At 40.8% G+C, this 13,959-nt stretch carries 10 protein-coding genes; 3 read left to right on the forward strand and 7 right to left on the reverse strand.

Annotation, left to right across the window (positions count from 1 at the left end):
* Window positions 1-108 precede the first annotated feature (108 nt).
* Window positions 109-1,446 (forward strand): P-loop NTPase fold protein, encoded by a 1,338-nt coding sequence (locus tag ACM0OY_RS13295; protein ID WP_414569313.1) that lies wholly within the window; start codon window positions 109-111, stop codon window positions 1,444-1,446.
* Window positions 1,416-6,539, forward strand: a complete 5,124-nt coding sequence (locus ACM0OY_RS13300) for an eIF2A-related protein (RefSeq protein WP_414569314.1) — start codon at window positions 1,416-1,418, stop codon at window positions 6,537-6,539. The genes ACM0OY_RS13295 and ACM0OY_RS13300 overlap by 31 nt, the downstream gene beginning before the upstream one ends.
* Here ACM0OY_RS13300 and ACM0OY_RS13305 read toward each other — a convergent pair.
* Complete coding sequence (locus ACM0OY_RS13305) at window positions 6,479-6,697, reverse strand: hypothetical protein (RefSeq protein ID WP_414569315.1); 219 nt, start codon at window positions 6,695-6,697, stop codon at window positions 6,479-6,481. The genes ACM0OY_RS13300 and ACM0OY_RS13305 overlap by 61 nt on opposite strands.
* Window positions 6,698-6,728: 31 nt before the next feature.
* Between ACM0OY_RS13305 and ACM0OY_RS13310 the strand changes: the two genes are divergently transcribed.
* Window positions 6,729-7,475 (forward strand): Uma2 family endonuclease, encoded by a 747-nt coding sequence (locus tag ACM0OY_RS13310; protein WP_414569316.1) that lies wholly within the window; start codon window positions 6,729-6,731, stop codon window positions 7,473-7,475.
* A gap of 108 nt (window positions 7,476-7,583) precedes the next feature.
* On the opposite strand, the gene ACM0OY_RS13315 is transcribed toward ACM0OY_RS13310, so the two are convergent.
* The 6 genes from ACM0OY_RS13315 to recJ form a co-directional block, all read right to left on the reverse strand.
* Window positions 7,584-9,401 carry an ABC transporter substrate-binding protein gene (locus tag ACM0OY_RS13315; RefSeq protein ID WP_414569317.1) on the reverse strand — a complete coding sequence of 606 codons (1,818 nt, stop codon included), beginning with the start codon at window positions 9,399-9,401 and terminating at the stop codon, window positions 7,584-7,586.
* 3 nt (window positions 9,402-9,404) lie between these two features.
* Complete coding sequence (locus ACM0OY_RS13320) at window positions 9,405-10,097, reverse strand: hypothetical protein (protein ID WP_414569318.1); 693 nt, start codon at window positions 10,095-10,097, stop codon at window positions 9,405-9,407.
* Window positions 10,098-10,321: 224 nt separating this feature from the next.
* A complete protein-coding gene (locus tag ACM0OY_RS13325; protein ID WP_414569319.1) occupies window positions 10,322-10,471 on the reverse strand; it encodes a hypothetical protein in 150 nt (49 codons plus the stop codon).
* Window positions 10,459-10,692, reverse strand: a complete 234-nt coding sequence (locus ACM0OY_RS13330) for a hypothetical protein (RefSeq protein WP_414569320.1) — start codon at window positions 10,690-10,692, stop codon at window positions 10,459-10,461. Before ACM0OY_RS13330 ends, ACM0OY_RS13325 begins: the two co-directional genes overlap by 13 nt.
* Window positions 10,693-10,701: 9 nt before the next feature.
* The gene (locus ACM0OY_RS13335) at window positions 10,702-11,196 is read right to left on the reverse strand and encodes a hypothetical protein (RefSeq protein ID WP_414569321.1); all 495 of its coding nucleotides are present in this window, start codon (window positions 11,194-11,196) and stop codon (window positions 10,702-10,704) included.
* Between the two features lie 159 nt (window positions 11,197-11,355).
* On the reverse strand, window positions 11,356-13,725 hold the full coding sequence (recJ, locus tag ACM0OY_RS13340) for a single-stranded-DNA-specific exonuclease RecJ (protein WP_414569322.1): 2,370 nt from the start codon (window positions 13,723-13,725) through the stop codon (window positions 11,356-11,358).
* Between the last annotated feature and the right edge of the window lie 234 nt (window positions 13,726-13,959).

The raw sequence follows: 13,959 nt of genomic DNA on the forward strand, positions 1-13,959 counted from the left end.
AATGCTGCTAATTTTGTTAGTAATTTAAGTGAGATGTACTTAAATTAACAAATAAATTATCGAAGAGAAATTTTGTCACCCCCTATTCGTGAATGAACTCGATTAGTTATGCTCCTAGATTTAGAAAGATTTTATCAGGCTTGCAATCCAAGTAGACCTCTAATGATAGGAGATGCAAGCGATCGCCGATATTATATCGATTTTGCAGTGGTGCGGGGTGGCAAAATCATTGAGGCTTTGCAGCGCACCATCACTCGCATATCCCCAGATTCGCCAACTTGTCAGCTATTTACGGGACATCTCGGCTGCGGAAAATCAACGGAATTGTTGCGCCTGAAAGCTGAGTTAGAAGTGCAGCAATTTCATGTAGTTTATTTTGAGTCTACCCATGTCTTAGAAATGGCAGATGTGGATGTGACTGATGTTTTATTGGCGATCGCTGGTCAGGTAAGTGAAAGCCTAGAAGCGATGAAAATCAAACTTAAGCCCACCTATTTTACCAAGTTGTTTGGCGAAATTGTCGATTTTTTGCAAACACCAATTGAACTGGGAGTTGAAGCTGAGTTATCTGTAGGGATTGGCAAAATTACAGCTAAAACCAAAGAAAGCCCCCAATTGCGGCGGCGGTTAAGGGACTATTTAGAACCGCGAACGGCGAATATTTTACAATCAATTAATCAAGAACTATTAGAACGCGCCAACAAAGAACTCAAAACTAAGGGGAAAAGAGGACTGGTAGTAATTGTTGATAACTTGGATAGAGTGGCAATTCGACCTTTACCATCGGGGCGATCGCTGCCAGAATACTTGTTTATTCAACGGGGCGAACAGTTACGCAAACTAAATTGTCATATTGTCTATACTATTCCCCTAGCTTTGACTTTCTCCAACGATAGCGCCGAACTTCAGCATCGTTTGGGCGGAGGAGTTGCACCAAAAGTGTTACCGATGATACCTGTGCGTTTGCGCTCTGGAGAAATTTTTCCCCAAGGGCTAGCATTGATGCGACAAATGGTGCTAGCGAGAGCTTTTCCCGACATTTTACCTAGCGATCGGTTAGGCTTAATTACAGAGGTGTTTGATAATTTAGAGACCTTAGATCGGTTGTGTATGATTAGTGGTGGTCATGTGCGCGACTTGTTGGGGTTGTTGTTTGATTGTTTGCGGGAACAAGATCCACCCTTCGAGCGGGAGTGTGTTGACTTGGTGATTCAAAGACAGCGAGACTACCGAGCCAACGCCATTGACCCCCATGAATGGGAACTCATCTTTCAGGTGGTGCAACAACAGAGGGTCAGAGGTGATATTGAATACCACACTTTATTGCGGAGTTTGTTTGTATTTGAATACCGCGATCGGGAAGGGGCTTGGTTTGCCGTCAACCCAGTTTTAGCAGAAACGCAAAAATTTAAATCATGGTTGAACGACACCCACAAGCAGATATAAGAGCAAATAACGAGCGGGCGTTGAGGAGTTTAGGGAGAGCGATCGCACTTTCCAACGGTCAATTTTCCCTAGTTTTAGTATGCTGCGATTATCGAGTTTTGCAAGAGGAAATGTTGCAACGACTTGAAGAAATGTCTTCTGGATTATACCAGATTCAAAAAGTAGTTTTACCCCACAACGCTAGAAGTCTTTACACAACTATTCATTTACAGTTAGTTACTCGCGATCAACCCCCATCTGCATTGATGATTTTGGGTTTAGAGTTAGTAGATGAACTTGATGATTTCCTCAGATCTATTAATCATATTCGAGATGAATTTCGCAAACGCCATCCATTTCCGATAATTGTGTGGATGAATGATGAAGTTTTGCAAAAAGTGGTACGTTTAGCACCAGATTTTGCGAGTTGGGCGGCGACACCGATTCATTTTGAAATGACAACTCGCTCGTTGCTGCAATTTCTCCAACAAGAAACTGATTCTTTGTTTGCCAAAGTGTTGCCCAAGAATACTGCACAACCCCAAGCACCTAAGTTTACCGAAAATTATTCTACTCTAGAGCAAGTCTGGGAACATAACTATGAACTCCACTTTGCCATCAGAGAATTGCAAAATCGTGGTATTACCTTAGAACCAGAATTGCACGCTAGTTTAGAATTTGTTTTTGGCTTAGATAATTATGTTAGCGATCGCATCAATATAGCTTTAAGTCATTTTCAAAAAAGTTTACAGGTTTGGCAAAAGTTGGGCGAGAGTGAAGGCGGCAAGGGTGAGAATGAAAAATTACCTCTTTCCCCTCTGCTCCCTGCTCCCTTCTCTTCCCCATCTCCCCCATCTCCCCCATCTCCCATACTTCTACGACAGGGAATTTTGCTGTTTTATCTGGGGCTATGTTGTTGTCGTTTAGCTGAGCAAAATCAAGCTGAAAATCGCCGTCATTGGTTAGCAGCAAAATCTTATTTTCAGCAATGTTTGAATATTTTACAAATAGCTGGGTGTATAAATATAGTTGCTGAATTTATTGGTCAACTTGCTGAAGTTTTGCAAAACCTCCAAGACTGGGAACAATTGCAAATTGTTGCTCAAAGGTCTTTGGAGTTGCATCAAATTTATGGTAATCAAATTCAACTTGCTTGTGACTACGGCTTTCTTGCACAAGTCGCCGTGCAGCAATCACGTTGGGTACAGGCGAGTATTTTAGCACATGTATCACTGCTGAAATTAGGTGAAGCGCAAAAGCAGAATGACCCTTATAACTGTTTATTTCCTTTACTGCTGGCGCAAATTTATTATTTAATATTAGCCAAAGCACAGCGCAATTTAGGTGAGCAAGAAGTCGCGCGTGAATATTTAGAAAAGGCGACAAAAGAACTTCCTGAAGCATTAGAATACAGCGCTCATCAATATGATGCCCATCGTTATATTCGCCTGTTACGGACATTGCGATCGCTTTATTTTGAAGAAGGGCGGTATTTAGAAGCTTATTACATTCGTCAAAAACGCCGTTCTGTCGAACAGCAGTATGGTTTTCGGGCTTTTATCGGTGCAGGACGTTTACAACCCCAAAGACAAGCGACAAACCCAGCATTAATGTTACCTGCTGGGAGTAGTAGTGTTGCTTTAGAAATTGGGGCTTCTGGTCGAGAGCGAGATATTAATAATTTAATTGGCAGAATTAGCCGTGCTGACCAAAAGTTGACGGTGATTCACGGTCAATCGGGAGTAGGTAAGAGTTCTACAGTAACTGCGGGTTTAGTTCCAGCATTGCAAAATCGAGCCATTGGCGATCAAATTGCTGTGCCTGTGGTGCTGCAAGTTTATACAGATTGGGCCAGGGAATTAGGCAAATCTTTAAGTGAGGCGATGTCTCAGATTAAAGGAGAAGCAGCCATTCAACCGGAGGTTTTACCGGAGTCCGTTACGCCTAGTAGTATTATGAATATTTTACAACAATTAGAAAAAAATGCTGAGAATCATTTGATTACAGTTTTAATTTTTGACCAGTTTGAAGAATTTTTCTTTGGATATAGCGATCGCCATCAAAAGCAAGCGTTTGATAAATTTATTAGCGACTGTCTTCAGATACCTTTTGTCAAAGTTATTCTTTCTTTACGAGAAGATTATTTACATCGCTTATTAGACTTTAAACATCTTTCTTCACTGGAAGCAATTAACAACAATATTCTTGATAACAATATCCGCTACCAGTTAAATAATTTTTCACCAGAATACGCAAAAGCAATTATCAAAAAATTGACAGAGCGTTCTCAGTTACATTTAGAACCTGCTTTAATTGATGCCCTAATTGCAGATTTATCCACAGAATTTGGAGAAGTACGCCCCATTGAATTGCAAGTTGTAGGAGCACAAATTCAAGATGAGCGAATTACCACCCTAGAAGAATACCAGCCATATAGACCCAACAAACTGATTGAGCGATATATTAAGGAATTAATCAAAGACTGCGGTCCAGAAAATGAACGAGCAGCTTTACTTGTTTTATATTTATTAACAGATGAAAGCAACAATCGACCTTTTAAAACTCGCGCTGAATTAGCGGCACAATTAACAGAGTTAGAAGATGCTAGTAAATTAGAGCTAGTTTTAGATATTTTAGTTCGCTCTGGGTTAGTGGTTCTTTTTCCTGACGTGCCAGAACGTTATCAACTAATTCACGATTATTTAGTAGATTTAATTCGCTACTTGCAACAACAGGAATCAAGCTTACAAGTACAACTCAACCAACTACGCCAAAAAGTAGAACAAAGTCAAGCTGAAATTGAGCGACTCAAAAGCGAACTGAGCCAAAAAAAGCAGCCAACCAAATTGATAGATACTCATCCCCAACAGGGATTGGGTTTCTTAACAGAATTGCGGGAGTTACAAAAGCGCGAAGAATTAAGTCAGTTAGAAATTGAGCAATTGCGAGCTGAACTCAAAGAAAAAGAATTAACAGCTAAACTAGCAGAAAGCCAAGAAAAACAAAGACTCAGTGAAGCTAAATTAAATCGTTCCTTGAAAATTGCTTTGACTGCTTCTGTGTTGGCGATATTTGGTTTAAGTGTTTCCATTGTGACAGCAATAGATAGCGAGATTAAAACCCTGAGTGTTTCTAGTGAAGCTTTATTTGCCTCGCAAAAAGGTATTGATGCTTTAAAGGAAGGTTTAAAGGCAGGGAAAAAATTACAACAAACAATCTGGGTAGATTCCAATACAAAAGAGCAAGTGCTGACGGCTCTATATCAAGCGGTTTCGGGGGTAAGAGAATATAATCGTTTCGATGGGCATATATCTGGGGTAAATAGTGTTATATTTAGCCGCGAACGCTCTTTAATTGCCTCAGCCAGTGCAGACACTACAATTAAACTCTGGCGTCTTGATGGTAGCTTGGTCAAAACTTTGTCAGGACATGAAGATGTAGTCAATAGCATCAGTTTCAGCCCCGATAGTCAAATTATCGCTTCCGCCAGTCAAGATAAAACAGTGAAACTCTGGAATTATGAGAATGGTCAACTACTAGCCACTCTAGTAGGACATCAAGCTGTGGTGAATAGTGTTAGTTTCAGTCCCGATAGTCAACTTATTGCTTCAGCGAGTACAGACAAGACGATAAAACTTTGGACTCAGGACGGTAAATTACTCAAAACTTTAGAGGGACATAGCAGTGCACTTTTAGCTGTCGCTTGGTCACCCGATGGACAAATCATTGCTTCTGGGAGTGCTGACAACACCATCAAGCTTTGGAGTCGAGAGGGTGAGTTACTGAAAACCTTTCCAGGTCATAATGATGCAGTCTTGAGTGTCGCTTGGTCGCCCGATGGTAAAACAATTGCTTCCGCTAGTTTAGACCAGACTATCAAATTGTGGAGTTTAGAAGGTAACCTTCTGAGAACCTTATCAGGACATAGTGCAGGAGTCACCAGCGTCAGCTTCAGCCCCGATGGTAACACGATCGCCTCCGCAAGTACCGATGAAACGCTCAAACTTTGGAGTTCACAAGGTGTGCTGCTTAGCACGCTGAGAGGACATAATAATTGGGTGAATAGCGTTAGTTTCAGCCCAGACGGTCGCACCCTTGCTTCTGCGAGTCGAGACAAAACAATTAAACTCTGGCGTTGGGACGATGTGCTACTGCAAAAACCTAAAACCGATAACAACGATTGGGTGACGAGTATCAGTTTTAGCCCTGGAGGTCGCACTTTAGCAGCAGCTAGTCGAGACAAAACCGTAAAACTTTTCAATCGAGAAGGTAAATTGTTCCGTACTTTCGCTGGGCATCAGAGTCAAGTTTGGGGCGTTAGTTTTAGCCCTGATGGTAAAATAATCGCCTCAGCTAGTAAAGATAAAACAGTAAAGCTTTGGAGTCGGAGTGGTCAATTGCTCCATACCTTACAGGGTCATAATGATACAGTATTGGGTGTAGCTTGGTCACCTGATGGTCAAGTAATTGCCTCAGCGAGTAAAGATAAAACAGTAAAACTTTGGAGCCGTAACGGTATACTGCTGAACACCTTGCAGGGACATCAAGATGCAGTGAATTGGGTAAGTTTTAGTCCTGATGGAAAATTGCTAGCTTCAGCTAGTGATGACAAAACGGTGAAACTATGGAGTAATGACGGTAAATTGATACAAACATTAGCTGGCCATAGCCGTCGAGTAAATGGGGTAGCTTGGTCACTTGATAGTCAAATTCTCGCCTCAGTTAGTATTGATAGCACAGTGAAGATTTGGAATCGAGATGGTGAGTTGCTAAGTAATCTGGGTGGGGATGGGGATACTTTCATCAGTGTCAGCTTTAGTCCAGATGGTAAGACTCTAGCAGCCTCCAGCGATGACAAAGTGAGGATTTGGAACCGCGATGGAACATTGGTGATTGCTTTGAAAGGTTATAAAGATGAGTTAACCAGCATCAGTTTCAGCCCTAATGGCAAGACTTTAGCTGTGGGAAGTGCTAGCGGTACAGTGATTTTCCAAGATTTAGCAGATATTAAACTGGATAAATTGCTAGCACTGGGTTGCGATTTGCTGCATGATTATTTGCAGACAAACCAGAAAGTGATGAAAAGCGATCGCGCCTTGTGTTCTGGTAGGTGATCGCGTGTTGTACTAATGTGTTTGCTCAGCTTACCGTGATGCCTGCGACGAGCGATCGCTTTCTCAACCCTATATAGGGCAATACAATTCACTTCAGTTGGGCAACACAACGCAGCACAGCCAAACGGCCAAGCATTTGCTCGCAACAGTGCTAACATAAATAAGCCGATTCACTCGCGCCAAAGTTCAATGACTATTGCCAAACTCTCCGAACTAGGCATTACTCACCTTCCCGACCATACTGAGTTACCAGAGTCAGATGGAACCTTTGTGAAAAATTTTCAAGAACACCCGCAAAGCATACTTCTAACTGACTCCGTTCAAGATGTATTACAGGAAATTCACTCAGATAAACAGTATTGTATTGGTCAAGATTGTGGCATTTACTGGCGTTTGACTGAACCACCTGAACGCGGTGCAGAAGCACCCGATTGGTTTTACGTCCCGAATGTTCCACCTATGTTAAATGGTCAATTTCGGCGCTCTTATGTGTTGTGGCAAGAATATATCGCTCCCTTAATTGTACTGGAATTCGCTTCTGGGGATGGTTCCCAAGAGAGAGATAAGACTCCAATTACTGGTAAATTTTGGGTATACGAGCAAGCAATTCGCGTACCTTTTTACGGCATTTATGAATTTAGCAAAGCTGCTGTTGAGGTTTATCACTTAGTTGATGGTAGATATCAGCAACTCAGTGCTAACGAACGCGGACACTATGAGATTTCCTTGATGGGTGTCGAATTGGGTATTTGGCAAGGAAACTATGGAAATACTACAGCGCCTTGGTTGCGTTGGTGGGATACGCAGGGAAATTTATTGCTAACTGGTGAGGAAAAATCACAGTTATTAACGTCGCAATTAGAACAAGAACAGCAAAAAGCCCAGCGTTTGGCAGAACGTTTGAGACAGCTGGGAATAAATCCTGACGAAGTTTAATATTTAAATTGTAAATTTAAACTCGTATCTGGATAATTAAAAGGCCTCTTATGTTCTGATAAGCGATGAACAAGATTTTAAGTAATGATTCTATGATTAAATAAATCATCAGTTGCAACTAGCCTCTAACTGTTTGATATCCTGTTCTCGATCTTGTTCGGGAACGAAACTGTAACCAAATTCAGAACACTTCAACTTGACAATTTTGGCTAATTCGACCTCTGGTTTTTTACGATTACCATTTTCAAACTCGATAAAGATCTCATCAGCTCCCTTAGGTTTAACTGTAGGATTTATCAAGCTATCTCGTAACTTGAGACGTGTCGGATTATCTTCTATATTTATAAATAAGGCTTGAATCAAGACTTTAGCTGCATCATAAGCCGTCACAGTCCAGGGACTAATTTCTCTACCTTGCCATAATTTTTCAGCTTGCTTAGCAAAATTGGATTTAGAAACTGTTGTTTGTATCCACGGAGTAGTCACTACTAAACGATCTACAACATCTTCACCTAACAGAAGTGTTTCATCTCTGAAAAGGGTATTTGCTCCTACTATCACAAAATTTTTAGGACTAGCTTTAATTAATTTTAGGGCATTTGGTATGCTATAGTTTGTAGTTCCTCCATCTGGAATCAAGACAAAGGCTTGAGCACCTTTATCAATTGCTTTTTTACTAGCTTTTTTTGGCTTAAAGAAAGGGTTAGATAAATGAAAATCTCTCTCTTCTGGATTGTCATTTACAATCTCTATTTTAAAGTCAGAAAAAATCGTTTTTAATTCGCTGAAAAATGATTCACTGAATTTACTGGATGGATTGTGAAAAACTGCTACTTTAGTAATTTGTTTCCTCTCTAAATAACGTGCTATACCTGTGGTGTTTCTTTCAAGAGGGGGTATTGTACGGAAGAAAAAACGATCGTTTGGACGTGGAAGTTCTGTGGAAGTACTCCCAGGAGAAACCGATACTAACTGGCCATTTTCATAAATGTCCCTTGTCTCAATAGTCGCATCGCTGGCATAATGACCTATAACTGCAAGTATATGCTTCTGTTGTACCAAAATGCTTGCAATTTGCTTAGCTCGATTAACGTCATTTGCATCATCCGCTATCATTACTTTAAGACCTTTTTTAGGCCGAGATCCTTCTTCCCTCAACTCCTCTTGAGCTTGAGCAACTCCTCTCAATATTTGTAACGAGGTATAAAGGTTGCTACTTATAGGAACTGCTACAGCAATTGTATAAGCTGGTATTTTGTCTTTTTCAATTTTGGCATTATTAAGATATATCAATGTTTCAGGATCGTTTGGTTCTTTCTTTATTGCTTTTTCAAAGGATTCAATAGCTTTGGTATAATCATTGCTCTTATAAGCCTCTACACCCTTCCTTTTATCATCTAAAATAGACCCTGATATTAAAGACTTTTCACCGCAGCTTAAAGAGTTAACAATTGACAAGTTGATATTGCTATTCTCCTTGCCATTTGGACAAATAGTAATTGAAGAATTTAATGTTAATTGATATAGTAATATTGCTAGGAAGCATCCGATGGCAATACAAATAAAAAATAGTATTTTTTTGAAATTTTTTTTGATTCTAATTTTAGGTTCTTTCGAAGGATTATTATTTCTAGTGCCCAAATTAGTGTCTGGGTTGAAATTATCAGTTTCTAGTTTTGATTGATTAGTGTTATCAGTTAAAATTTCTGGCTGAGTTTCTTTGATTTGGGAAATTTTGAATTTTTGCTTTATTTTTTCAATTTCATTTTCATGCTCTATTATTCTTTGATCTGCCTGTTGAATATCATTTCTCAACTGGCGCTGTCGCCTTGGATCTGTTTCATAACGCAGCCGATCTTGCAGCTCGTTCCATAGCTCTCTCTCCTTTGCTAGTTGATTTTGAAGGTCTTGAAGCCGAGCATCCATACCTTAGTTTCTCCGCAACTTAGCTATTAACTGTTCCCAAGCAGACTTAATGTTAAAACCAGTTCCAAACTCCAACTCACCTTCGTACTCCACAAGCATTGGCACAATCGGTAGAGTTATTTTTAATTTATGTTTGGCATCTAGCTCAGGGTCTTTGATAATTTCAGTTACAGCTAAACTATTGAGAGGTAAAGTAGGAATTCGTTCTTCTAAAGCTGCTAACATTTGCTGCATTTGTTGATCTGAAATCAAGTTTGCTTCCAGTGCATCTATGAGATTCTGAATCAAAACTAATTGTGTTTGGTCTAGTTGCTGAGTAATAGCACTAATTATGGCTCGTTCGATAGCATCATAGCGATTCAACAAGGCTTGACGCATTTGATTCTGATTTTCATAAATGGCAACTTGACCATTGAGTAAAACATTTAACTTCGCATCCATTTGCTGCAATTGGCTTTCGACTTTCTGCATCTGAACATTTGGAGTATTTGATAATTGTTGCTCTAGTTCAGCGTATTCTTGCTTGTAGCGAGTAAGTGAATCGTATTGCTGCTGAATTTCCTGTCGATACCGAGCCTTGACACGAGGGTTTGTCTCGTAGCGCAATGCTTCTTCAAAGTCGTTAAGTAGTTCTTGGTCTTTGCTGATGTGTATTTCTAAATCTCGTAGTCTCTGAGAAAAGCCTGGAGAGGGCATAAGGTTAATTCTTTACTTCCTAAAAAGCTAATTTCTAAATTGCTGACACTTCAGTAAATTCAACAGCATTTGGTTTTGATTCACAACTAAACCAAGTGAAGCCATACCGTAATTACCGTAAGTTCTTTTTAGTGTAGCAGGATGTAGTGTGCGATCGCACCCAAAAAATCCTTACCTTGAGCGATTCTGCCTAAAATCAGCAAAGACGAAACGATTAACACAAATTACGGTCTTGGTGCAGGAGAAGGATGTTTACCTGCGTAGTAGACAACAACTTTCAACAGTTCTTCATCAGGAACATAAAATACTCTGTCCCCTTTTGTCACTTCGTATTCCCATGCACCTTTGTAGAGTTTGCCCTTTAAAGGAAACACACGGCCTGTCTAGTTGTTGGTGCAGTAATCAAATCTTCGTAACAGCGGCGAGTGTTTTCTGGGTGGCGTTCTATTAAGGTTTCCCAGTCCCGATTCACTCGACGATTTTTGGCTACTACTAACCAAGTACTTTGTGTTTCAGATAATGTCGGAGCCGTCAGTTTAACTTCTGGCGGCTCCACATTTTCTATTATTGGAAATTCTGGAAGATTTTCTGACATCACTCAAATTCACACAACACTTTCAGCAGATGGCTGAGTTAATGGCATCTCATCAGTTTCGGCACTAAAAGCCACTGCTAACTCAGGACTGACGATCGCAATAGCACTTTCATGCCATTCATGGATAATCGCATCGATCGTATCCCATGCCTGACTAGAAAAATCAATCAACCGAAAAGCTTCACTCAGTTCTTCAATCAAGTCTTGCAGCTCGTCAGATTCAAATACACTCAGCCATCCATAAGGATGTTCAAAGCCGATTTCTTTGCCAAGTAATAAAGAAAAAGCAACGGTTAATACCTCGAAAACAGCTTTACTTTGTGTTGCTGCTTTCACAAGAAAACTTACTTCCTCACGGCGCAACAAAGCAAAAGACTGATCGTTGCGAGTAATTGTGATTGGACGTTCTAAAGCTTTGTCTAGAACTCGTCCGGGCTGACGATTCAACTCGGTGGCTGTAATTAGCTCATCTGAATAAATATTGCCAAAATTCCCGATAGACATAAAATATGCGTTTTCAGGAAACGCCGATTTCATTAATCAATTACATATACGTATAATTATACGTACCCTTTATCTAGTTTCAATAGGGATTTTTTGGCACATTTTTGCTCGTTACGACAGCAAGCCACAATTGAGCAGATCCAGAATGCGATCGCCACATTACTGAGTATTAATCATGGCAACAATAGTAGATAGTGGCACCTCTGCAAAGTAGTTTTGCTGGAATTGCTCTTCGCTAACTGCGGCCAAAAACTGTGTAACAGCTGCATCAGCATTGGTTTGAGAGACGCTGTTGGGGTTCCACGTGATTTGCAAATCACGGTCTTGTCTTGTAACTGTAAATCCCCAATATTTTAAAGCTTTGATTCCTAAAAATAAGGTGCGATCGCTAATTCCAAGTTTATCTAAAAGTTGTACGCGGGTGACAGATTGATTGGTACGACTGAGATATTTGGCAATTCCAACCAAAGTTCGCCAAATTTCTTTTGGTGGTTCGTGGTTGGGTTTAGACCAAGCGATCGCTAGTTGTTTATTATAAAGCGTAGACACCGAGGGGCTTGTCGTTAAACATCGCCGCAACCATGCACGTAAATCATCCCAGTTCGTCGGACAATGTTCGAGAATCATTGCTGAGTCACGATCTGTCAGTGTTGAGTATTGCTGATTTCGTAAGTCTAAAATGAGTGGGGAGTTGTCAGTCGTCAGTGCTAAGTTCTCACTAGGGCGCACGGCAATTAATCTAATTTCATACCGTTTTTTAAAGGTGTTGTAGTCGAGTTCTGCTATACAATCACACCTACCTACAGGCAATTCATCTTTGTAGTGTCCCCACCATATACCAGGAAACGGACTTCTAGTTGAATCATCCCGAATGCCAAACTCGGTTTTAATATACTGTACCTTTTTACCTTGCCAATCCTGCTGATTGCGATGCCAACTATTCTCAAACCAGCAGTTTTGAATTAGCAATTTGGGAACAGGGTTACCCATTCCACAAGGTTCTAGCAATTTCAGTTCTAAAAATAACTCTTTGCCCAAGTCTGCAACTCTTACCACTATGTCTGCTTGCACCGTTGGTGTCAGAGTTGTACCGCCCAAAGATTGCCGTAACTGCTGATTAATCGCTGCTGTAAATAAAGGAATATTCTCAATCGGCAAACTCAAACCCGCTGCAAAGGGATGTCCGCCAAAGCGGTGCAACAGATGTGCTTGTTCTTTCACCAGTTGATACAAATCGACGGAATTCACCGAACGGGCGGAACCACGGGCTAGGGATTGGGGATTAGGGATTGGGGATTGGGAAAATTCCTCCCCAGTCCCCAGTTCCTCTGTACTCAACAAAATTGTCGGGCGTCCTGTTTCTTGTGCTACTTGTCCAGCGACTAAGCCCAATACACCGGCAGGCCATTGGGCATCTTCCAGGACAATGACGCTGGTGGTTGATAAATCTAATTGAGTCAGTTTTTGTGCTACTTGGGCTTGTACATCTTTTTGCAAGGATTTGCGGCGGGCGTTTGCCAGTTCTGTAACTTCGGCTAATTCGTTACAACGTTTGGCGTTGCGACTAGTTAATAATTCGACGCAGAAACTAGCATCACCTTGGATGCGGCTAACGGCGTTGATTCTAGGCCCCAAACCAAAGGAAATATCTGTGGGGCGATCGCCACTTTTCTGGCACAATTCTAATAATCGCCCTACCCCCGGTCGCCGTCGCGCTGTCGGTGGCTGTTGAAAATCTGCTTGCAGGCGTTGAATTCCCAACTGTGCTAAATAGCGACAATCTCCACTCAACTGCACCAAGTCGGCGATTAATCCTACTGCCACTAAATCTAATAAATCCTCTAATGGATGTCGGGGAATATGAGGCAAAGTTTGATAAAGTGCTTCCACCAATTTATAAGCTACCGCCACCCCAGAAAGATGAAACAGCTGATGTTCCTTTGGCAGATATCGCGGATTAATAATTGCTGTAACTGGTGGGCGTTCTTCAGGTAAGGTGTGATGGTCGGTAACTATGACATCGATACCTAATTGTTTGGCATAAATAATTTCATTAATATTTGTGCTACCTGTATCACAAGTAACTATTAATTTACAACCTTGTTTTGCTAAATTATCAATTCCTTGATTATTCAGTCCGTGGGATTCTTTTAAACGATTGGGAATGTAATAAGTTAACTCGATATTTTGGACAAAAAACTCTCCTAATCCATCCCAAAGTACGGCAGTGGAGGTAATGCCATCAGCGTCAAAATCTCCCCAAATAGCAATTTTTTCACGACCATCGCGGGCTTTTTGTAAGCGGGCGATCGCCAGATGCATTTCTTGTCCAAACTCAAAGGGACTTGCTGCCTGATAAGCTTTATGGTTAATGAAAGCTGATAGTTGTGATTTTTCTTGAATTCCCCGTTGCCACAACAATTGTGCTGCATACAGTCCATTTGATGCAGGTGTATGCTGTTTCACCGCTTGGATGAACCACTCTGGCGGTTGTTCAGTTGTTGCTAGAGTCCACTGTTGTTCTGGCATACAAAGAAAGTTAGTAAAGTAATAAATTAAGTCTTAGAGTTTCTTACTTTGTGGTTTTTGCAAGCATTTTATCTGTGTATTTCTATAGCATTCCTAAAAGATACTAATTTAGCAAAAGAATGCGACAAATAGACCATCTGTAGAGACGCGATTTATCGCGTCTTTAACAAAAGATATGTTGCAATCATTAATTGAATTGGTATGAGTTGTTCAATTAGTCCTGGAGGCAGGCAA

This window comes from Nostoc sp. CCY 9925, from assembly GCF_963920935.1.
In the GTDB taxonomy this organism is placed as follows: Bacteria; Cyanobacteriota; Cyanobacteriia; order Cyanobacteriales; family Nostocaceae; genus Nostoc.